At 46.0% G+C, this 23,174-nt stretch carries 17 protein-coding genes and 2 pseudogenes; 2 read left to right on the top strand and 17 right to left on the bottom strand.

The annotated features are described in order from the left end of the window. Positions 1 to 22 precede the first annotated feature (22 nt). From DW830_RS04000 to DW830_RS03985, 5 genes are all read right to left on the bottom strand, one after another. Positions 23 to 1,387, bottom strand: a complete 1,365-nt coding sequence (locus tag DW830_RS04000) for a sodium-dependent transporter (protein WP_119248958.1) — start codon at positions 1,385 to 1,387, stop codon at positions 23 to 25. A 211-nt stretch (positions 1,388 to 1,598) separates the two neighbouring features. Then, the gene (locus DW830_RS03995) at positions 1,599 to 2,084 is read right to left on the bottom strand and encodes a CYTH domain-containing protein (protein ID WP_119248957.1); all 486 of its coding nucleotides are present in this window, start codon (positions 2,082 to 2,084) and stop codon (positions 1,599 to 1,601) included. A 30-nt stretch (positions 2,085 to 2,114) separates the two neighbouring features. Then, positions 2,115 to 2,264, bottom strand: coding sequence for a hypothetical protein (locus DW830_RS16070; RefSeq protein WP_176425554.1), 150 nt, complete (start codon positions 2,262 to 2,264; stop codon positions 2,115 to 2,117). A 29-nt stretch (positions 2,265 to 2,293) separates the two neighbouring features. After that, entirely contained in the window at positions 2,294 to 3,418 is a 1,125-nt protein-coding gene (prfB, locus tag DW830_RS03990) for a peptide chain release factor 2 (RefSeq protein ID WP_119248956.1), read from the bottom strand. Between the two features lie 26 nt (positions 3,419 to 3,444). Next, positions 3,445 to 5,253 carry an AMP-dependent synthetase/ligase gene (locus tag DW830_RS03985; protein WP_119248955.1) on the bottom strand — a complete coding sequence of 603 codons (1,809 nt, stop codon included), beginning with the start codon at positions 5,251 to 5,253 and terminating at the stop codon, positions 3,445 to 3,447. A 131-nt stretch (positions 5,254 to 5,384) separates the two neighbouring features. Between DW830_RS03985 and DW830_RS03980 the strand changes: the two genes are divergently transcribed. Next, positions 5,385 to 6,449, top strand: coding sequence for a M20 family metallo-hydrolase (locus DW830_RS03980; RefSeq protein WP_119248954.1), 1,065 nt, complete (start codon positions 5,385 to 5,387; stop codon positions 6,447 to 6,449). Between the two features lie 50 nt (positions 6,450 to 6,499). Here the strand turns inward: DW830_RS03980 and DW830_RS03975 are convergent. The 4 genes and pseudogenes from DW830_RS03975 to dut all read right to left on the bottom strand — a co-directional run bounded on the left by DW830_RS03975 (position 6,500) and on the right by dut (position 11,543). After that, positions 6,500 to 8,247: pseudogene (locus DW830_RS03975) on the bottom strand (murein hydrolase activator EnvC family protein). Positions 8,248 to 8,288: 41 nt separating this feature from the next. After that, entirely contained in the window at positions 8,289 to 9,185 is an 897-nt protein-coding gene (locus tag DW830_RS03970; protein ID WP_119249018.1) for a DUF4292 domain-containing protein, read from the bottom strand. A gap of 5 nt (positions 9,186 to 9,190) precedes the next feature. Continuing rightward, positions 9,191 to 11,077, bottom strand: a complete 1,887-nt coding sequence (locus DW830_RS03965) for a tetratricopeptide repeat protein (protein WP_317125368.1) — start codon at positions 11,075 to 11,077, stop codon at positions 9,191 to 9,193. A 28-nt stretch (positions 11,078 to 11,105) separates the two neighbouring features. After that, complete coding sequence (gene dut, locus DW830_RS03960; RefSeq protein WP_119248952.1) at positions 11,106 to 11,543, bottom strand: dUTP diphosphatase; 438 nt, start codon at positions 11,541 to 11,543, stop codon at positions 11,106 to 11,108. Between the two features lie 158 nt (positions 11,544 to 11,701). Here dut and DW830_RS03955 point away from each other — a divergent pair, with 158 nt between their 5' ends. Next, the gene (locus DW830_RS03955; RefSeq protein WP_119248951.1) at positions 11,702 to 13,039 is read left to right on the top strand and encodes a deoxyguanosinetriphosphate triphosphohydrolase; all 1,338 of its coding nucleotides are present in this window, start codon (positions 11,702 to 11,704) and stop codon (positions 13,037 to 13,039) included. 47 nt (positions 13,040 to 13,086) lie between these two features. Here the strand turns inward: DW830_RS03955 and DW830_RS03950 are convergent. From DW830_RS03950 to DW830_RS15755, 8 genes and pseudogenes are all read right to left on the bottom strand, one after another. After that, a pseudogene (locus DW830_RS03950) lies at positions 13,087 to 15,302 on the bottom strand (peptidase domain-containing ABC transporter). Between the two features lie 35 nt (positions 15,303 to 15,337). Next, positions 15,338 to 16,111, bottom strand: a complete 774-nt coding sequence (locus DW830_RS16315) for a galactosyltransferase-related protein (protein ID WP_119248950.1) — start codon at positions 16,109 to 16,111, stop codon at positions 15,338 to 15,340. Then, positions 16,101 to 17,123 (bottom strand): hypothetical protein, encoded by a 1,023-nt coding sequence (locus tag DW830_RS03940; protein ID WP_119248949.1) that lies wholly within the window; start codon positions 17,121 to 17,123, stop codon positions 16,101 to 16,103. Before DW830_RS03940 ends, DW830_RS16315 begins: the two co-directional genes overlap by 11 nt. Before the next feature lie 16 nt (positions 17,124 to 17,139). Next, on the bottom strand, positions 17,140 to 20,040 hold the full coding sequence (locus tag DW830_RS03935; RefSeq protein ID WP_147487196.1) for a carboxypeptidase-like regulatory domain-containing protein: 2,901 nt from the start codon (positions 20,038 to 20,040) through the stop codon (positions 17,140 to 17,142). 5 nt (positions 20,041 to 20,045) lie between these two features. Further along, positions 20,046 to 21,230, bottom strand: coding sequence for a radical SAM/SPASM domain-containing protein (locus DW830_RS03930; protein WP_158573433.1), 1,185 nt, complete (start codon positions 21,228 to 21,230; stop codon positions 20,046 to 20,048). A gap of 121 nt (positions 21,231 to 21,351) precedes the next feature. After that, positions 21,352 to 21,540, bottom strand: coding sequence for a hypothetical protein (locus DW830_RS03925; protein ID WP_147487195.1), 189 nt, complete (start codon positions 21,538 to 21,540; stop codon positions 21,352 to 21,354). Between the two features lie 298 nt (positions 21,541 to 21,838). Next, positions 21,839 to 22,210 carry a hypothetical protein gene (locus tag DW830_RS03920; protein ID WP_119248945.1) on the bottom strand — a complete coding sequence of 124 codons (372 nt, stop codon included), beginning with the start codon at positions 22,208 to 22,210 and terminating at the stop codon, positions 21,839 to 21,841. 155 nt (positions 22,211 to 22,365) lie between these two features. Beyond that, on the bottom strand, positions 22,366 to 23,174 hold an 809-nt coding region (locus DW830_RS15755), incomplete at its 5' end, for a hypothetical protein (RefSeq protein WP_158573432.1).

Raw genomic sequence — 23,174 nt, 5'->3', positions numbered from 1 at the left:
ATGCCCTATATCCAAACTCCGATTATCCCAAAACTCCAAACTGGTTTAAGAACACCAGCAAGATGAGGATAGGGCACACGAACTTAACCAGGAAGAAATAGATGCCAAAGAGACGCCCCTTCAAGGTTCCCCAGTTGGTAAACTCATCCTTCAAAATCTTCTTTGGTACATACCATCCCAGGAACAGACAGGTAAGCAAGCCTCCCATTGGAAGGAAAATCTGTCCGGTGATGAAATCAAACCAATCGAAAAGCGTCTTGCCCAACCAGGAAAGCTTATCGGTAGCTCCCAATGAGAACGAACAGAATGCACCAATGATGGCACAGGAGATGGTTACAATCCAAGCACCCTTCTTACGGTCGATCTTCAACTCCTCGTAGAAGAACGAAGTATTCACCTCGTGCAGCGACATCAGAGAGGTCAATGCTGCCACTGACAGAAGTACATAGAACAGCAGGGAAATAATCCATCCCAATACAGGAAGTGCCGCAAACGCCTTGTTGAAGACATTCGGCAAAGTGATGAAGATGAGTGACGGACCACTATCCGGAGAAATACCAACAGAAAAGGCTGCAGGGAAAATCATCAGACCCGCCAATACAGCAACCATCAAGTCAATGACAGAAATCTGCAATGCCGACTTAAAGAGATTGGTCTGGCGACTGAAATAAGATGCATAGGTACAGATGCAGCCCATACCGATACTCATGGAATAGAACGACTGTCCCAAGGCATTGAGGAACACATTGCGATCTACCTTTCCAAAATCAGGCTTGAGCAGGAACTCTACACCCTTGCCCGCATCAGGCAACAGGCAGGAAGCCACAACGATGATGAGCAGCAGGATGAAAAGCAGCGGCATCATCACCTTGGATGCCTTTTCGATACCGCCACGAACACCATGGATAATCACGAAATGACAAATCAGGAAAATAACCACCGTCCACAATACAGGACGGAACGGATCGGCAGCAAACTCCTGGAAATACTGAGTCACATAATTGGCATCACCATGCAGTTCGCCTATGATACTGGCATACACATACTGAAGGCACCAACCCGAAACCACGGCATAGTAACCCGTAATCAGGAAACCCGTGAGCACTTCCAGAAATCCCACCCACTTCCAGGCTGTGCCATTGGCAAGCTTGGTGTAGGCGCGAGCTGTATTGGAAGCACCATGGCGACCGATGATAAACTCCGAAATCATACAAGGGATGCCGAGCAAAAGCACGCATCCGATGTACACCAAGATAAAGGCTGCGCCACCTTCCTGACCAGCCATATAAGGGAAGCGCCATACGTTACCCAAACCTACGGCACCACCAGCGGTAGCAAGAATCATTCCCAACTTGCTACCAAAACTACCTCTATTTGAATCTGCCATTTCGTTTACTTTCTCCTTATTATTTCTTTTAATCCTTATTATTTCTTTTAAAAAACTTAGATTCTTCTTTATTATTTCACATCAAACTCACAGCGCTATTATATCTTTCTTAACGCTTCAGCTCTTTGATGCTGCAAAATTATAAAAAATAATCCAAATAAGCGTATAAATCGAAAGCAAATTATGCGAAATCCTAAATAATTATGCGATTTTACTGCAAATCACGCCATTTACAGAATGGATTTGTCAAAAGATGCGAATTATAGAAGCGTTTGTCTCCTGTAACTTCGCGATCGATGAAATCCGGTTTCTCGTAACGTTCGGTCTCGCTTTCCAGCTCTACCTCCGCCATTACCAAGCCTTCGTTGTCACCATAAAACTCGTCCACCTCGAAGATATGACTGCCACTTTTCACGAGATAGCGGCGCTTATCAATCACACCCCCCTGGCAAAGCTGCAGGAGATGCTGCGCCTCGTCCATGGTAATCTCCTTCTCAAACTCATAGCGGGTCATTCCGCCATTCACCGACTTACCCTTGATGGTAAGGTAAGCCTTGTCGTCTCGGGTGCGAACGCGCACCGTAGCCCCCTCAGCCGGAATATATCCCTGCTGGATATGGCTACTAGAAAAGGCAGCGCTTTTGTAAGCGTCGCCCTTCTTGACGAGGAATTTTCTTTCTATTTCCAATCCACTCATTTCTTACTCTTTTTATGCGATAAAAGCTTATTAAGCTATAGAAGCTGCATAGATGGCAAAGAGAGCACCCAGTGCTATCAAAGAGATAAAAATCCACTTTACTACTTTCTCGCCCTTAGCTGCCTGCTTCTTCTGATAAGCCTCATGCTTGGCTCTTCTTAAATCTTTATTTCCACTCATAGTTATCTTATTTTTAGGTTGTTATAATTCTATTGTTCGTCATCGGTAGTTGGGAACTCCATCAGGTATGCCTTGATGAAATCATCTATCTTGCCGTCCATCACGCCATCCACATCAGAGGTCTGATAGTTGGTACGATGGTCTTTCACACGACGGTCGTCGAAGACATAGCTCCTAATCTGGCTTCCCCATTCTATCTTCTTTTTGCCTGCCTCAATCTTCGCCTTGGCTTCGAGGCGCTTCTTCATGGCGCGGTCGTAGAGTTGACTCTTCAAGAGCAACAATGCCTTGGCACGGTTCTTCGGCTGGTCGCGGGTCTCGGTGTTCTCGATGAGGATTTCTTCCTCCTCGCCTGTATCAGGATCTGTGTACCAATAACGCAGACGGACACCCGACTCTACCTTATTTACATTCTGACCACCGGCACCACTCGAACGGAAAGTATCCCAGGAGAGCTTGGCAGGATCTACATACACCTCGATGGTATCATCCACCAGCGGAGTAACAAAGACACTGGCAAAACTGGTCATTCGCTTGCCCTGAGCATTGAAAGGAGATACACGCACCAGACGATGCACACCATTCTCGCTCTTCAGATAACCATAGGCGAACTCACCGCCCTCGATGGTCATCGTCACACTCTTAATGCCAGCCTCATCGCCTTCCTGCATATCGGTGATGGTTACCTTGTAGCCATGAGCCTCAGCCCAGCGCATATACATACGCATCAGCATCTGAGCCCAGTCCTGACTTTCCGTACCACCGGCACCGGAATTGATCTTGAGCACGCAGTCCATCGGATCTTCCTTCTGGCGAAGCATGTTCTTCAACTCCAGGTCTTCGATGGCCTTGATAGCCTTGCTGTAATCGGCATCCACCTCTTCCTCGGTCACCATTTCGTCCTTATAGAAATCGAAGGCGAGCTTCAATTCATCGGCATAAAGGCGCACGGTCTTATAGCCATCGAGCCATTTCTGGATGCTCTTCACCTTCTTCATCTGCTCCTGCGCATACTTTGGGTCTTCCCAAAAGTCAGGAGCCTGGGTGCGGAGCTGCTCCTCCTCGAATTCTACTTTCTTCTGGTCGATATTGAGATAGTGATGGAGAGCATCGGCTCTGTCCATCACATCTTTCAACTGGTCAGCTGTAATCATTAACTTTGAATTTTAAAGTAAAACCATTATTCCTCATACATCTTGTCAATCTCCGCCTTATAGTTCTTGTTGATGATAGGACGGCGAATCTTCAATGTATTGGTCAACTCTCCCGACTCCATAGAGAAATGGTGAGCCAGGAGGGTGATACGCTTGATCTGCTCATAATAAGCCAGATGCTGCTGCAGAATCTGGACACGGTCCATCAACATCTTCTGCACTTTCCCGTTGGCACACAGGTCCTCACGGCAGGTGAAGGCGATGTGATGCTCACGCGCCCAATCCTCTACGAGGCGGAACTCAGGTACAACGAGGGCTGAAACGAACTTGCGCTGGTCGGCGATGACTGCCACCTGATCAATGAACTTATCCACCAGGAGCAAAGACTCTACCTGCTGCGGAGCGATATATTTACCATTCGAAGTCTTGAACAAATCCTTGATACGCTCGGTGAGGTAAAGCTCACCATCCTTCAGATAGCCGGCATCACCGGTATGGAAGAATCCATCCTTATCGAAAGCCTTGGCATTGGTGGTATCACGATGGTAATAGCCCGGAGTGATGGTAGGACCTTTGAGGAGCACCTCATTATCCTCACCGATCTTTACCTGAATGCAGGAGATAGGACGACCCACAGAACCCAGACTGCGCTTCTTGTCGAGATGATCGCAAGATACGGTAGCAAGACTCTCTGTCAAGCCATAACCCACTACCATATTGATACCGATGGCATGTACGAATTCCTCCACCTCCGGACTAACATACGCACCAGCCGTAGGGAAAATATTTGGATTATCCAAGCCCAGCTGCTTGCGCACGATGCTCAGGATGGTCTTGTTGATGATCTTATATTCCAACTCCAAAGCCAAAGGAGGGCGCTTGCAGTTGGCAATATACTCGATATTGCGCTTCCGACCCACTGCCAGAGCATGGTAGAAGAGCTTCTTCTGGATAGAACCTGCATCATCCATCTTAGCCTTTACAGCAATATACACCTTCTCCCAGAAACGTGGCACGCTACACATACAGGTAGGGTGCATCTCGCGCATACTCTCCTGAATCTCCTGTGGATAGGTATTGATGATGAGCTGGGCACCCTCACTCAAGCAGAGATATGCCCATCCACGTTCAAAGATATGGGTGAATGGAAGGAAATCAATGACACGATCCTTTTCGGTAACAGGAATGCACTCATTGTTTGCCTTCAAAGCAGCATAATACTGGCTATAGGTCAGCATCACGCCCTTGCTATCTCCAGTTGTTCCACTGGTATAGAGGATGTTAGCCAAATCATCCATACTTGCCTGCTTGTAGAGTTCCTCCACTTCGGTCTGACGTGGAAGATTCTCACCCAACTTCAGAAAGTCCTTGAAATAGAGGGCTGCAGGGTCGTGTGTACTAATGCGCACACTGGAATCGAAGATGATGATGCGCTCCAGGGATGGGCAGAGGGCAAAGATACGATGTGCCTTGTCATACTGCTCCTGTTCGCCAACGAAGAGAAAGCGAATCTGGGCATCATTGATCATATATTGAATCTGCTGCTCACTGCTGTTGGCATAGAAAGGAACGGAGGTTACTCTGATACCGTATGCACCAAAATCGGTGTACAGATAATGCACACAGTTCTGTGAGAAGACAGCAATTTTGTCTTGTGGTTTAGCCCCAAGATTGAGGAGGGCATTGCTCACTTGTTTCACTCTTAGGGAAAACTGATTGAATGAAACCGTTTGCCACTGGTCACTACCAAACTTCCTGAAGGTAAGCGCAGGCTTATCTCCCCACTTCTTAGCGAGGTCATGAACCAGAACCGAAAGATGACTATTAATTTGCATAAGCTTAGTATTATAATATTGGTGCAAAGATAATAGAATTTGTTAAGAACACAAAATAAAATGTTGGTTTTTCCACTTTATATGCTCTTTTTTTCGTAACTTTGTCCCCAAAATCAAAAAATAGAGAGATTATGATGACACAGGAACAATATGTTAGCGACGCGGTGCAACTGCTTAAAAAGCTGATTGCCACCCCATCGGTAAGCCGCAACGAAAAGGATGCTGCCGACATCATGGAGCAGACCATCCGCAGCTATGGTTTCGAACCGCAGCGCGAGGCAAACAACCTCTGGATTATCGACCCTCACTACGATGAGAGCCGTCCTACCCTGCTACTCAATGCCCATATCGACACCGTGAAGCCTGTGGCTTCGTGGAGTCGCGATCCATTTTCTCCAGATGTAGAAGATGGCGTGCTTTATGGACTGGGTAGTAACGACTGCGGTGGCGGATTGTGTTCCCTTCTCCAGATGTTCCGAATGCTGACGGAGAAGCCGCAGAGCTACAACCTGATTTATCTGGCTTCCGCCGAAGAAGAGGTTTCGGGAAAGGATGGCATCACGCGTGCCCTGCCCTTGCTTCCACACATCGATCTTGCCATTGTGGGAGAACCTACAGGCATGAATCCTGCCGTAGCCGAAAAGGGACTGATGGTGCTGGATGTGATTGCTCATGGCAAGAGCGGCCATGCGGCAAGAAACGAAGGAGTGAATGCGATCTACGAGGCACTGGATGACATGCGCTGGATTCGTGATTACAAATTCGAGAAGGTAAGCGAATTCCTGGGTCCTACCAAGATGACGCTCACCGTAGTGAATGCCGGAACCCAGCATAATGTGATTCCAGACAAGTGCACGATGCTTGTGGATATCCGAACCAACGAGTTTTACGACAACGAGGAGGTTTACGAGTTTATCCGCCAGCACCTCAAGAGCGAGGTAAAGGCACACAGTTTCCGTCTGAAGTCATCACGTATCGACCCGGAGCATCCTCTTATCAGGAAATGTGTAGCTATGGGTATGAAGCCATTCGGAAGTCCTACCCTCAGCGATCAGGCATTGATGCATTTTCCATCCTTCAAGCTGGGGCCGGGCGAATCTTCCCGCTCCCATTCTGCCAACGAGTTTATCCGCATCAGCGAAATACGCGATGCCATTGCTAAATACGAAACCCTCTTAGATGGCGCTGCCATCTAAGAGGGTTTCCTCTATCTGTCTATACAGTTAACCTTGATAACTCCTGTATTTTATCTTCCCAGCCAAGCCTCTGGATTGAGTTTTGCCGTCTCCTTGCGAAGCTGGAACTGGAGGATGTTATCAGATCCTACACTACCCAAAGCCTGACGGGTACTAACCTTCTGACCCTTATGTACGCTGACCGATTTCAGGTTGCAATATACCGAGATGTAGGCACCATGGCGAACCAGGACATTCCACATACCACCATATCCGAAGACGGCACTCACCTCACCATCGTAGATGCTGCGAGCCACACAACCCGGTTTACCCTGGATATTGATACCCTTGTTGTCGAGGGTAACACCCTTCAATCCCTGAACATTATACTGTCCGAAATGGCTCACGATGCGATAACCGCCGCTGATAGGCATAGGCAATCTGCCACGGTTTGCCTCGAATCCACCACTCAACATTCTATCTACCGAACTCAAGGTTGACGCTTCCTGCGCCTCCTTCTTGGCAGCAGCAATCTCACGGGCCTGACGCTCCTCATCCGCCTTGGCTTTCAGCTCAGCAGCCTTGCGGTCAGCTTCCGCCTTCTTAGCCGCCTGTTCGGCAGCAGCTTCACGAGCCGCCTGTTCTGCGGCAGCACGCTGAGCAGCTTCGGCAGCAGCACGGGCCTTAGCCTGCGCCTTTGCTTTAGCCTTCGCCTCAGCCTGGGCAGCAGCTTCTTCCTGCGCCTTTCTAGCAGCCTCGGCAGCAGCACGAGCCTCCTCGGCAGCCTTTCTTCTTGCAGCCTCTGCAGCTGCCTCACGAGCCTTCGCCTCAGCAATACGACGTGCATTCTCCCTTGCAGCAGCCTCAGCAGCAGCTTTCTTACGCGCCAGTTCCTCTGCACGCTTCTTGGCAGCAGCGGCTGCAGCTGCCTTGCGCTTAGCCTCGGCAGCAGCACGGGCACGAGCCTTGGCTACTTCCTGCTGGACCAGACGGTCGATCTGAGCATTGATGGCTGCATCCTTCTGGCGCTGGTCGGCGATGACAGCCTGAATGGTCTTCTGCTGCTTCTGCAGTCCGTGTACCATCTCCTGCTGCTGGGTCTGCTTACCTTCGAGCACGGTCTTCTCCTGCTTGCCCTTATATAATAAGGTATTCTTATGCCCCTTTACATTCTGCAACTGCTTGTGCTTATCGTTCACCTGCTGCTGCTTAGCCTTTACAGCCTCGCCCTGCACCTTCTGATAAGAAGAGTACTGGCGGATGAACGAGAGACGGCGGTACATCTGGGTCAGGTTTTTGGCACTGAAGATAAACATCAGCTTGTCCTGCACCGTATGATGCCGGCTCATATATCGCATAGAACGGATATACTTGTTCTTTCTATCCTGCAACTGCTGCTGAAGAGTCTTCAACTGTGCCTGCAGGATACCGATGTTTCCATCAATATGATGAATATCCTTCTCGATACCTTCAATCTTCTTCTGACTCTGGTCTATTTCGCCATTCAGCGCCATCAGGTCTTCCAGGCGCTTTTTCACGTCAGCCTTGTTCTTGCGCAAAGCCTGCTCCTGCTCCCTGATTCTTCGCTGGATATCGGCACGCTGCCCCTGCAATCCTCTGATAGAAGCATTGCTATAGGTAGCAGCACGGCGTTCTGCCTTGGTAGGTGCTTGGCACGGCGAGCCGCCGGTTTTCTTTGAGCCTGATGTTTACGATTGGCAACAGCGGTTTTCTTCACCGGCTTCTTATGCACCGTTTTCTGCGCATAGGGAGCAAGCGAGAACATGATTGCCAACAGGAAAAATATAATTCGCTTCATTATTCAATACATGATTTCATTGTTTTCTTTCGCGACAAACACTACATACTCATCAGTTTGCCGAGTACATCTTCTGGAGCCACCTTCTTGTACTTGTCAGACACTTCGGTCTGTGCCTCCCATTTACTGTCGGTCTTCACGCTCTTCATATCGATGTTGATCTTCACTACCTGAGGCTTGTTGTTCACCATAGCAGAGAGCGTAAGATTCTGGGTAGCCGGGAACATCTTCACACCCACGCTCTTGAAATTGCTGTATTTCAGATTGAGCTTGGCTGCGCTGGTGCTTCTGTCCTGATACACTACATTGGCCTCGGTGATTCTGCCCGAATTACGGTTGGCAGTCCAGGTATAGTTCAGTTTGCCATATTGCAGAGCTACAGGTACATTCTCACCTACAGCATCCAGATTGGCAGAGAACTTCTTCAGGTCTGCATCTGCCACCTTCTTGGTTCCAGGCACGAGCAACTGGTTCCAGAAGAGTGCCTGGAGAGAATAGAAGTTCACACCCTGCTTCTTCAGGAAATCCACCTGGGTATAATCAGCCTTGATGTATTCCTTGTGAAGGCGGTCGATGATCAGCACATAGTTAGGGGTGAATTCCAGTCTTCCCACCTCTGTACCCAGGATAGGGATGAAGAGCTGGATGCGGATTACCTCATCCTTGCGCATACTCAACTTGCCCGGCACGGTGATGTCTTTATCTGCTGCCTGCAGATTGAAATTCATATTGCCCACAATATTATTGGTATAAACCTGATTATCCGATACTTTCTGGACAAAAGCCAGATTCCTGAGCGCAGCCGACTGCTCTGCCTTTGTCTCGGTCTTCTTATCATTGGCATTCACCTTTCCAGCTCCTTCCATCTTCTTGGTCGTGCCGCAGGAAGCCATCAGCAGGAGTGCCGCAGCAGCTACTGCCATATTCATCTTCTTCATATTCATTACTTCTTTTTACCTTTCCTATTCTTTTTACCCGCAGACTTGCCTGCCATTTTCGATTTCTTGAGCTCAGCAACTGCAGGGTTCTTCTTTCGTTGGAATTCTTCCTCGGAAATATATTGCTTATTTTCTATCTTCCATTTCAGGATCTCGGTCTGATGGTCGTCATCCAAGGCCTGTTTCCAATAGCCGACAGCCTCATTCACCATACCGTTCATGGCGTAAATATCGCCGGCATGTTCCAATACTGTACTGTTATTCTCGGTAGAATCACGGTTCTTGAGAGCCGCATCGATGTAGGTCTTGGCATCTACATAACGCTCTTCCATAAACAGAATCCAGGCGTAGGTATCAAGATAGGTACCATTGTTCGGTTCCAGTTTGATGGTCTTGTAGCTCATCGCCTCAGCCTTGTGCAGATCCTTGCCTTCCTCGCTCAGATAGTAGGCGTAGTTGTTGAGCGCCATTACGTTGTCGGCTTTCCACTGCAGACAGGAATCATAGGCAGCAAAGGCTGCATCCTTCTGATTCTTCTGATGCAGGATGTCGCCCATCACGGCATAGAGATCAGAGACCAGGTCGTTGGCAGAGAGTTTATTCACCTGAGCCACACCCAGTCGGAATTCATTGAGCGCAGCATCTTCGTCCTTATTCTGATAGTAAGCCATACCTCCGAAATAATAGAAGATCATCTCTTCCGGATTGTATTCGTGGGCAGCCTTCGCCTGTTCAATCACCTCATGATACTTCTTCTGATTCCAGAGCAGCTGAATGGTCTGGATGCGCGCATTGGCATTGTCTGGAGCGATATCAAGCACCTTTTTGAAGGCTGATATCACTGAGTCTGCCGGCATCTTCTTCAAACTCATATAGGCGGCACGCACCTCGGCTATCTCAGAAGATGGCTGTGGCACATTGAGCACCTTATCGAAGAGGGCGATGACCTTGGTAGAGTCGCCGCCTTCGGTTTCATTGTTCTGGATGAAGGAACGGAACATCATGATCTTGGTCTGGGTATCCGTCTTCTGACTCATCAGAATCTTATCGAGCATGCCATTCGCCAGATCCGCCTGCTTGGTGGCATTGTAATAATCATAGAGCGACATCTGGGCGTAGGAATTATCCGGCTCTTCCTTCAGCACATCAGTGAAGTACTTGAACGCTTCCTTCTTACGGTCGTGCTGCATCAGCCAGTTGCCCAGCATGGTTTTATACTGCATATCCAGAGGATGCTGTTCTACGAGCGATTTCAGTTCGTTATAGGCTGCCTTCTTGTCATCCATCATCTCATGGATACGCATCTTGGTGAGTGTAAACTGCTCGCTCTCACCTTCTTCGGTCTCCAGACGGCTGACGGTATTGAGCATCATCTTGAAGTTCTTCTGCTGCTGATAGAGCTGCGCCAACACGCGGAGCACATCCGTATTGCTGTGATTCTTGGCATAGACAGCCTCGTAGGCATTGATGGCATCCTCGTATTTTCCCTTGCTGATATAGTATTGGGCGAGTCGCTCTGCAAAAATCAGGTTCTCAGGTTCCTGCTCTATCGCCTTCTGTAATCGCAGAAGACCCAGCGAATCCTGCTTCATCTCGGTCAAATAGAGAGACAGATAATAATTTGCCGTTGCCGAGTTAGGATCGATGTTTCGGGCGTGTTCATAGAGATCGAAGGCGGCAGAATAATTGCCAGCTGCATGTTGGCGAGCCGCCTCGGTCAAGAAGTAATCATATCGCTTACGATTGTTCGGAGAAAGCGAATCCACCCTTACAGTCTGCTGTTGCTGTCCGACAGGCTGCATCTTCTTTTTTCGGGCGAGCGAAGGCAAGGCTATGGCGCCGAAGAGCACCACAGTCACCCAGACTCCCATGTTTCTTAAATCTATCTTCACGATCAAATCTTATCTAAAAATCCTTATCTTATTTTACGCCGGTATGACCATAACCGCCTGCACCACGCTCAGTTTCATCCAGCTCCTCCACCTCGATGAAGTCGCACTGTTCGTGCTTGGCAAGCACCATTTGTGCTATGCGCTCGCCGTCATTGACAACGAAATCTTGCTGTGAGAAGTTGATGAGCAGCACCATGATTTCACCACGGTAATCGGCATCGATGGTACCCGGAGTATTGAGCACGGTGATACCATGCTTCAGGGCGAGACCGCTGCGAGGTCTTATCTGCGCTTCATAACCAGCCGGCAATGCCATGAAAAGCCCCGTAGGAATGAGTCGGCGCTCCATAGGATGAAGCACGATAGCCTCTTCGATGTTTGCACGCAAATCCATGCCCGCACTCTGAGGTGTGGCAAACGCAGGGAGAGGCTGATGCCCCTTATTGATAATCTGTACTTTCAGCATAATTTTCTATTTTTCTGCAAAAATACTGCTTTTTAGGCGAATAATCGCATTTTAGACGTGAAAATGATATAATTTATCCTTTTTTATTTTGATTTATCCTAACTTTCGTGTATTTTTGCACAATAGACAACATAAAAGACTCATAATACAGAAAGAATATGGAATGGACCCAACTCATATCTAACAAGCGCTTCGGACAGGAGCATAAGCACGCCGAACGCCACGACGACCGCTCGGAGTTCAAGCGCGATTACGACCGTCTGATCTTCTCTTCGGCTTTCCGCCGGTTGCAGAACAAGACGCAGGTATTTCCGCTGCCGGGCAGCATCTTCGTACACAACCGTCTCACTCACAGCCTGGAAGTGGCAAGTGTGGGTATGTCGTTGGGCAACGATATCTCCCGCCACATCATCCAGAAGCGCCCGGATTTGAAGGATACGCTCTTCGAGGAAATCGGAACCATCGTGAGTGCAGCCTGCCTGGCGCACGATCTGGGCAATCCTCCCTTCGGTCATTCCGGAGAAAAAGCCATCCAGACTTTCTTCAGCGAGGGTGCCGGACAGGGATTGAAAGATGAAGTTTCTGCCGAGTTCTGGGACGACATCACCCATTTCGAGGGTAATGCCAACGGCTTCAGAATCCTGACGCATCAGTTTAAAGGTCGCCGCCAGGGTGGTTTCGTGATGACCTATCCCATGCTTGCTGCCATCGTGAAATATCCTTTTGCCAGTAGTCTGGCAGGAAAGCACGGCAAGTTTGGATTCTTTACTTCCGAGGCCGAATCTTACCAGAAGGTTGCTGAGGAGTTGGGAATCCTGAGAAAATCGAAACCGGGAGAGCCACTGGAATATGCCCGTCACCCGCTGGTGTATATGGTAGAAGCTGCTGATGACATCTGTTATGAGATTATGGACATCGAAGACTCCCACAAGCTCAAAATCTTATCCTTCGAGGAGACTGAAAACTTACTGCTGGGATTCTTTGACGAGGAAACCCAGCAGAAGATTCGCCAGCGAATCCTGGATGAGGGTTTGACCGATGAAAATGAACAGGTAGTGTACATGCGTGCCTGCGTAATCGGAAAGCTTGAGAACGAATGCGTCAATGTTTTTCTGAATCAAGAAGAGGAGATTCTTGGCGGCACTTTCGAGGGATGTCTCATCGAACATATCGCCGAACATCAGCGCCAAGCCTATCAGAAATGTACGCAGGTTTCCCGCAAGAAAATCTATGCCAGCAAACCGGTTCTCGACATCGAACTTTCGGGTTACAAGATCATGGCTACCCTGATGGAGGTATTCATCGATGCCGCCGTGAATCCATCCCGCTTCTACTCCAAGCAACTCCTGAGAAGGGTAAGCTGCCAGTACGACATAGAGAACGAGAATCTGGAGGAGCGAATCATGGCGATATTGGATTACATCAGTGGCATGACGGATATCTATGCGCTCGACATCTATCAGAAAATCAACGGAATAAGTCTGCCGATAGTATAGAAACAAAGCAGGCATACGAAATCTGATGCTTACCAACAAAAAGCATTTTAGTTTCCCAATTCCAACTGATTCTTCACAAGATTATAGTATGCGCCTCGTTTGGCAGTCAACGATTCATGATTGCCAACCTCAACCACCTTTCCCTGGTCAAGGACTACGATTTGGTCGGCATTCTTTACGGTGCTTAGGCGATGCGCTGCCACAACCACGGTTCTTCCATTGTAAAAATCATACAGATGGTGCATTATCTCCGATTCATTGGTTGTATCAAGGGCATTGGTTGCCTCATCGAAAAAGATATACTCCGGATTCTTATAAATGGCACGAGCTATAAGTAAGCGTTGGCGCTGACCTTGACTCACACCATTACCCTCCATACCTATTTTCGTATAATAACCCAGAGGCAACGTGCGGATAAAACCATCTACATTAGCCATCTTTGCCGCCTGATAAAGTCGAGTCTCATCCAGAGAATCGCTGTCAAGCGCAATATTATGGGCAAAAGTATCACTGAATATGAAACTCTCCTGCATCACAGATCCTGTCACGCTGCGCCAAAAATGAGGATTTATGGAAGTCAGCGGCAAATTACCCACCTTGATGCTTCCATGGTTAGGCTGATAAATCCCTGCAGGAGTTTGATAAGCGTGGTCTTGCCACAGCCGCTCTCTCCCACAATCGCCGTCACCTTACGTTCTGGTATTTCCAGGCTGACGTCATTGAGGGCATAATTTCGCTCAGCACCATCATAGCTGAAAGTAACGTGCTCTACACGGATGGTCCTGTCCTCAGGCAGTTCGGTAACCTTGTCATCAAGGTCAGTATCCTCATCGGGCTGTGAATGAATCTCATTCAGTCGCTCCAGGCTGATCTTGGCATCCTGGACAGACTGGATGAAGCTGATGAAGTCGTTGATAGGAGCGGAAAGCTGACCGATGATATAGGTGAGAGACATCATCATACCCAGCGTCATATCGCCATGAATGACGTTACGGGCTGCAATGAAGGTAATGAGGATGTTGGTGGACTGGCTGAAGAAAACGGAACCAGACTGCTGAAACTGACCGATGGTCAACCCTTTCACGCTGATGCGAAAAAGCCTCATCTGCACACGTTCCCATTCCCAGCGCTTCTGACGCTCACAGTTGTTAAGCTTGATGTCCTGCATTCCCTGTATCAGCTGAATCATCTTGTTGCGTTCCGTAGCCGACTGGCTGAAGCGCTTATAGTCTAATTCACGGCGATACTTCATGAAGAATGCAACCCATAATATATATAAGGTATTTCCCAGCAAAAACACACCAAGCACGAGAAGACTATAATAACCGAGCACAACTGAAAACACGACAAAGTTGGCAAGAGAAAAGATAAACCCCAGCGAGTTGCCCATCAGGAACGATTTTATGCGGGAATGATCTTCTATGCGCTGCATCAGGTCGCCAATCTTCTTTGTATCGAAGAAATGGAGCGGCATCTTCATCAGCTTGACCAGGAAGTCTGAAATCAGGGCAATGTCAATTCGGGTATTCACATGCAGCAATATCCAGCCCCGGATAAAGTTCACGCTGAGCTGGGCGATGAAAAGCACGAGCTGGGCGATGAGGATGAGCGTGACGAAGCCTAGGTTCTTTCCATTGATACCCCTGTCAACCAACGCCTGGGTCAGGAAAGGGAACACCAGCTGCAGCAAGCTGCCCAGCAACATCCCCAGCAGGAGAACCACAACCTGACGGCGGTAGGGTTTGAGATATTTGAAAAAGAACCACAGACTCTGCCTGTGGTTCTCGCATTCCTCCTTGCGCTTGCCAAAGTTCACTCCCGGCACCATCAGCAATGCCATACCACAGTCCCGTCCCTGCACACTGGTGCTTAGCCAGCAGCGCATGAACTCCTCTTCAGTATAGCACAACTTCTGGGAAGCGGGATCTGCGATATAGAAGCGGTAGCGCCCGCTCCGGTTCTTCTTTACCTTATAGCAGACCACGAAATGGTTCTGGTTCCAGTGAAGGATGCAGGGCAGGGAGGCATCGTGGGCCAGCTGTTCCATCGTGATTTTCACTCCCAGCGTACGAAAGCCCAGATACTCGGCTGCCTCGCTGATGCCGAGCATCGACACACCGTTGCGGGTGATGTGGCAATGATTGCGCAACATCTCTGCCGAATACTCCTTACCGTAATATTTCGCTATCATCCGCAACGAGGTGGAACCGCAGTCCATCTCGTCGAGTTGCTGATAATGGGGAAAGGTCTTAAAAAAACTCATTTCTTACAATATTCTATATGACGACTCAAGGCACGTTATAACTGCAAGCCCATACGTTTCTGAATTTCTTCTTTGGAAGAAAACAGAGTCGTATCTTTCACATAATAAGAAAACATTTTCTGCTGGTTGGAATTATGATATCCATTCAAGTCACGAGGATGTGAAAGATGGAACAAGCATCCCTTTGCATAACCGATTCTATAACCAAGATTTGCCCATCGTTCATAACGCTCCCAATCCTCAGGTCCCCATCCGTAAAAATTCTGATTCTCCATCCCAGATGCACGATAAGCTCTGGCATTTACTAAAAAAGCGCCACCTCGCACACCTGGACCATAAGGGGCAAACATCATCTTCTTAAAGTCCTCCAACACGGCAACATCTCCATTTTCCAAATAAAATTCACGGATAAGCTTGCTCGTATCTAAAAAAACACCATCATACGGATAGCAAACTTCATATTTGCCAGAGCGCAAAGACACAAGGGCCTCATAAACCTGAGAGGGAGAAAAAATGACATCAGCATCCCAAACTGCAAGATAGTCGGATGTTGCATTCATCGCCATCTGGTTAATATACTTTGTACGATAAAAAACAGGATCTGTATCAGGAACAAAGATGTAAGCTACATCCTGCGGAAGTAAGGAACGCAAAATACCTTTGTCATACCTATCGGCTTCCAGGACCATTAAATTCACATCAAAGTATCTATACAGATATCGAATTACCGCCAACACATTTTCTAATCTTACCAAAGAATCCACTCTTATCGGTATCAACACCGTAAGATCTCTCATTTCATATCTCATTTTGTTGTCTTAAATAGTCCAGAAACATTCTTACACCACAATATCCATCTAGAGAATAATAGTTAGAGAAAAACTCAGCATCTTTCTCTATTCTATCCCAAATCGAAGACTCGATTACTCTTTTTTCAAAATCATAGGAAGAATCCCTGACGGCAAAGCCCATCCACAAATTAAACTCTTTCAATAGCCATATTCCGATTACACCTGTCTGAGGCAGGATGTTCTTGTCGGCCAGTTCTTTTTCCAGGATATAGTTCATATCAACATTCTCAGCCAATCTGTCAGCAAAAGTGACCCATTCTTTGTCGTTGACAAACTTTCCAACGCAACGAGCCACTGTCATAAGCTGAAAGCGGTTGGCATGCAACACGGGAAAACAGGAAAACAGAAAAGGTTTAATTTCCTCAAGTATATGCCCTATCCTTTTCTGAGCTATTCCTATTTTGTAAATCCAGACTAACACACACAGAAACAAGTACGAGTCCTTCTTTAAACGGAAAGGATATGACTCTTGGTAAAAACTATCCTGACGATGTATATATATATGATTAAACAGGTGCTCTATGAGTTTTCCATAAAACCTTTTTCTGGCAGGGGCTTTCACGTCAATATACCTAACTATATAAAAAATCAGGATATCCAAAGTTGGAAGCTTGGTATCAGGAGCTGTTTCGTTCTCCAATACGACACACGCACCCTTGTATATATAGTCATCAATATCCTGCAGCACATCATTGACATCTCCTTCTACATACTTGTATTTCAACAAGAAAGAGATTCCTATTGCAATACCGACAACGCCATCCTCTATAAAGAGTTTCTTATTCTGCCCCATTTTTGACATGATCCTTTTCAAAGAAGCATTGCCAAGCTGAGTCATATGGGAATCATTTCTCATTCTTCCTGAGACAAAATAATATATACACACACCCATATCTCCCTTCAGCAATCCTGAAACGCAGAATTGCTGAAGGGCTCCACATATTTTATATTCAAGTTTTTTATTCAACATAAGAGTAAATCATAAATTAATGTTTCTTGGGCTTCATGTTAAAATGATATGCCACATGCAATATTGCATAGCGTGGCAAGGCATTGACAAATGTCTCGGTTCTACCCTGGGCATTTACCATACGAGTGATGTTGTTCAAGTTGCCCAGGATGTCAAAGCCATCAAGCATCCACGTCAGCTTTCCCTTGAGCATTGTATAGGAAAGGCGGGCATTCCAGAGCAAATCGTCAGTATTCATTGAACTTCCTTCGTAACCACGGCGGGAATACATGGTCAGGTCGGTACCCACCTGAATATGCCAAGGCAGATTGAAAGAGGCTGTAGCTCCATAGTTGAAATCCACTGCATTGATGTGATCGAAGTCCATAGCCTTGCCGTCAACATTTCTCCAGGCTGCGGATATCTTTACGCCCATGGTAGAAGAGCTACCTACCTTATAGTCAAGCTTCAAGGTTTCATCGAGCAACGTCGTCTGTACAGAGCTGCGGGATGCCTGATAATCAGAGCCTTCAGAGTTACCTATCAGATCTACGCTGTTCACGTATTCCACACGTGTCCAGGTTCCAAATGACAGTCGCTTCATCTTGTCAAGCGGCTGCTCAAAACTATAGGAAGCTGATGCATTCCAGTTACCATTTACATTGTCTGCACGATATTTCCTGACACCCGTATGGGCATCATAGCTATATCCCATAGCCAGGGCATTTGCACGATAGGTGTAGCCCAGGCGAAGGCTCTGGCTTCGCTGCCTGGCAATATTCATAGAGTTGAAGAGAAGATTCACGTCATAAGACATCTCATTTTTCAGGCTGCTGTTTCCCACCTTCACATTCATCGGGTCTGTCGCATCCTGAATATTCACCATGTTCAGGAGATCAGGGAGCTTCGGGGTTGCCTTGAAGAGCAGCTGGAATCCCTTCGTGTGATTCTTTACCCAGTAGCTCAGTCGGGTAAAGGGAAAGGTAAGAAGCACCGTGTTTCTTACGATGGTTGTATCTACCTCTCCTCTCTCATAGGCAAGTTTCTGGCGGGTCGGTACGATTCCCAGTTTGGCCTGCGCACTCCAGTTGCCATGCTCTGTATCCTTATCCCATGTGATAGACGGAATCAGACTATGCGCATCCTCCGTATATTGACTTACATAACTGTTGCTTCTATCCTTCGTGCGTTCATACTCCGCCACCGATGGCAGCCAGCCTATGGAAGAAGAACTCTCCTCTTCTGCCCCATCCAGCTGGTCCAGCAGATAAAGCGAAGAATGGCGTTTCTTGTCACGATGACCAAAACCGTAATACATGGACAATTCTACCGCCTGACTCAAGCGGAAGTTGTAGGCTGCCCCCAGCTGATAGAAAAAATTCCGGTCTGGATGGTTTCTGAAGTACTGATTGCCGGAATTCTGCACCTGCGGATCATCACCATAGTGTACGGCATACTTGTTGAACAAGTCCTCCTTGCGCTTATCGTAGGAGACCTGTCCTATCAGGTTGATGTAGTCACTAGAGCCCTTGAGCTTGATAGTGCTTACCGCATTGAAACTTCCTGCCATCTGATAGCCTTTGCCCAATCCCTCCTTCTTATATCTGTTAATCAGGGACTGGCGGATAAGATTCTCCGAACCGACGGCATAAATATTATCGAGCATTTCCCGGCTGACATCATATTGCATAGAGGAGAATGTGCCGGAAATATAATTGCTGTACCTGTCAAACTTATCATATTGGAATACCGGCTTCAGGAGCAGGTTTACCTTGTTGTTAAATACAAGGTATAGCTGGTTGACAGCTGTCAGGTGAAAATTCTTCACGGTTTCTTTCTGGCGCTCATAATCGAATGTATTTCCCTTCTGCAGGAAGTTCACACGGTCGGTATTGGTAATGACTTCCTGATTGGAATGGCTCACCTGTACATTGCCATTGAGGTCAAACTTCTGGTTCCTGTCACTCACCGCATAGTCTAATCCGCCCAGCTTCTCCCTATTGTCACCCTTCGGCATGTCAACGGGGTTCCAGTCTGAGTCACGGCCAGGCTTTCTGTTGTCATTAAGATTGTTCACATTTCCATAGAAGGTAATGCGGGAATGGTCCGTATAGCGCATGGCAAAGAGACGCCCCAGGTAACGGTCTTTCGTACCTGCTCCGCCCTCAAGGTTAGCAAGCAAGCCGATGGAATATTCTTTCTTGAGATTGACATCCATCACATACGCCTTGTCGTCCTCACGCTTCTGACCAAGGAATTCGCTGTTCTTGCCATACTTGTCGTATATCTTTATCTGCTTGACGGTATAGGAGGGAAGATTCTCCAGCATGACCTCCTGGTTGCCTCTGAAGAAATCCTTGCCGTTGAGCAGCAGATTCTCAACAAACTGGCCGTTGTGATAGATGCGTCCGTCTTTCTTGATTTCCACACCCGGCATCTGTCGGACCAAGGCATCAAGCATACTGCCCTCTGCCAAAACAAAGGCATCGGCATTATAGACAACAGTATCTCCCTTATGATAAAACTTCACCTTACTTCCTACGACATTTACCTCCTGCAGCATCTTCGAATCAGGGCGCAACACTACAGGAGGAAGCTCCCTCAGATACTCCCTCTTCCTCAGGTCACCTATGGAAATGTTGACATACGATGTCTTATAGCCCAGATAGCTGGCACGAATGATATAGTTAGCCTTAACTCTTGGCACGTCAAACTGAAAGATGGAGGAATAACCTTCCTGATCATCCCGGGTCCAATGGTTGTTCGCCACCAAGGTTTCAATAACCGTACTGTCTGAGGATAGGAGTTGTACGGTGACTCCAGGCACGTCATTGCGGGTCTTGGAATCTACCACGCGACTTTTGATAGTCACCTTTTCCTGACCGTAACATGCCACAGACAATAACATGGCAAGAAATAATGTAAACAGTTTAGTCATAATCTCTATTGTTTAATTGCACAATGATTCAACAAATAATTCTTCAGATTTCCTTTTATCAACGGACAAACGTTGATTTTATTGTCTTCAGAATCACGTTTAATACGATTGTATGGACAGCCACCCCCACACACCGGCAGCAAAAGACATTCCTTGCACTGTTCATCATCAAATGGGTCCGATGCTGCCAAATATTGGAATAACAAGGGCTCATTGGTGATTCTTCCGTCCAAATAGCCATACACCCTATCAGCTTTGCCAACATCGTTCCAGCATTTATACAGTTCACCTTCAGGACCAATGACTACACTATTGGGATTTCTGACAAAGCATTCCTGTCCAGGACTCGGATAGAACCTATTGAAGACTATTCCGTTTTCACGAAGCAATCTGTTTATATAGTTGTTCTGCTCTTCAGTATTCAATACACATTTATTGACTTTTTCTATGTCGTCAACAAAAGCAGGAGTCAAATAAATCCCTTTAAACTCTTCTTCTTGAAACAACTTATATAATTCTAAAAAATCGAGTTCATTAGTTCTGTCTATGTTTACCCTGACATTTAGTTTAATGTCTGGACAAACTATATGCGTATGCTTAATATTCTCGATAATTTTATCAAAAGTAGGGTATCCGTTTTTCAAGCATCTCCGCCCATCATGCACATCTTTCAACCCTTCAACAGTTACCTGTATGGACTTGATCTTCATATCTGTAAGATGGTCAATGACTCTGTCTGTCAGCAAATAACCATTTGTAATCATACCAGCCTCATATACCAAATCCATATTCAAGAACTTTTGAGTCAAAGACTTCATCCTATTAAACGCCAGGAGAGGCTCGCCGCCAAACCATACCACATTTAGAGATTTAACCATCTCATGTCTCTTTACAAATGAAACAACATCTTCCTCTACCTGATCCGACATATAAACTTGTGGATGTTTTCCCTCAAAGCAATATGGACAGGCAAAGTTGCAGTCTAAAGTTGGATTTATTGTTAGGGATAAATGCGTATTGGCAAACCTTCTTAAAAGTGTCCTATACTTAAAACGCAAAAATGCATCATGATCATTATCTACAATCACTTTCATTTTCATTAAAATCTCTTTCAGACCTTCATCAGATATATTTATATCATTCTTTTTCTCTGATTGTTTACACAAGAGAGTATAGGAATCTCTATCCAATTCCGCAAAGGAATTGGACAGAGAATTATACAGATAGAACCTATCTCCTTCCTGAAAAAGGTAACTATATTTTGACCAAATCATACTAAATTATAAGCATTATTATGTACTTAGTACAATGCTACCAAGAAAAACTTTCACATTTTGTACCTTCAGTACCAATACAACTAAGCCCTGATTGATATCCTTGACAATGGTTACCAACACGAATACCACAAAAATCCCCACCCAACAAAGCCTTCATAGACTCTTGATCTAACTGAAAATCTTCAATCGGATTTTCTATCATTTTAATCTTATCTATTTTCATAATCATTATTTTTAATTTAAATTTTTAATTCAAGTTTTTTCTTTTTGCTTTCTCAAGAAGAACGTATCTTCTTAGGATTATTGCTCTATAATAACGAAAGCTGATATTAAGAGCTCTATTTACTATCTGGGGACGATTTTTCAGCTACTCATAAGAATTATCGTACTATAAGCACGTGCAGGTCGGAAGTCTGCATGTTCTTTGAAAAATTGACGATGCAAGCAATCCTTCCCGACAGACACAAATACTGCGTTTTTCTTTAGAACGATTCTTTCAAGCATAGCATAGAATTATTAATTCATAAAGTAATATTACTAATAAACATCCGTTTCCCTTGAAACAAGATCAGCTTATAATCACCTTTCAATTCTAAAGGAATTTCTAGTTGCAGAACATCTTCGGGAATACTCTGTTCGAAAACGACATATTCATCTTCGTTTTCCAACCTTATTATATATGATGGATGAGAGTCTGAAAAGAAAAGCTCATATTCATCTATTGCAACACTCGGCATCATCATAATTGTCCTTTGAGGAGTATCATTTGGAACGTCTGAAGGATTAATCTTACAGACCGTAAATATTAGGTTTCTTTTTTCTGCAAAAGAAACCTGTGGGTATTGGGCCATTAATACAAACAGCAGAGTTGTATAAAAAAAGATTCGTCTCATAACTTCATTATTTTTGGGGGCAAAGATATAAAAAATAAAGTTATGAGACGAATCTTTTGATTACACGTTTTACATTTATCACGAAATTCAACTAATATAACATATTAGAAATGAAAGCTTTATATGTCATATTACATTTTTTACACTGATGGCTATCATATCCTCCAGAGATTGGCATCAAGGGTTTTGGCTCCGCTTTTACCAAATAGCTTGCTGTTGATTTTCGAACGGATATTGGTTATTTGTTGCGACCCGACACCCAATAAAAGAGACAGCTCAGAAGGGATAAAATGTAGTTTTACCAATATGGCTACAAGATATTCCCTATCTGTTAATCCTTTGCCCGGAGCTGAAATGAAGCGGATAAAATCAGGCAGTTGCTTTTCTACCAATAATTTCAACTTTTCCCATTCACTATCTGAGATCTTGCAACTCACTCCATTTGCCTGCGCATGGAAATGATTCACCAGTTCATTATCAAGCAAACTAATCTCTGTCATCCAGCTCTCATTTTCGCCAACCTGATGAAAAGAATTCAGAGCCAGATTCATCTGCTGGATTTCCTGTTCTTTCTTCTGCCGATATTGTTCAAAATTATTTTCTATCATTTTCAAATCGGCAACAGAACGCTTATACTCATCTAGCACCTTATTATAGTCTGCGTTTATTCCAGCCAACACAGCCTTTCTCCGCTTCATCTGCTTGCGTATGTATAAAAAGACAACAACTGCAACAAAAAACAAGACAACGACGCCCAAAGCCAGAGATAGCCACAACAGTTGATTCTCAGTCTGTGCTTTCAAGGTTCGTTGCTGGTAATGCTGATAATCATACAAGGATTGTATATTATACATGGACTCCACAGTGCTATGCCTATAGGAAGAATCATTGGCATTGACAAACAGCTGGGCATACTTGGATATGGAATCAGGAATCCCCTTGAGCTGATAAGCAGTATGTAATC

The organism is Prevotella sp. AM34-19LB, assembly GCF_003468525.1.
GTDB lineage: Bacteria > Bacteroidota > Bacteroidia > Bacteroidales > Bacteroidaceae > Prevotella.
This window is presented reverse-complemented; position numbering and strand designations above follow the sequence as displayed.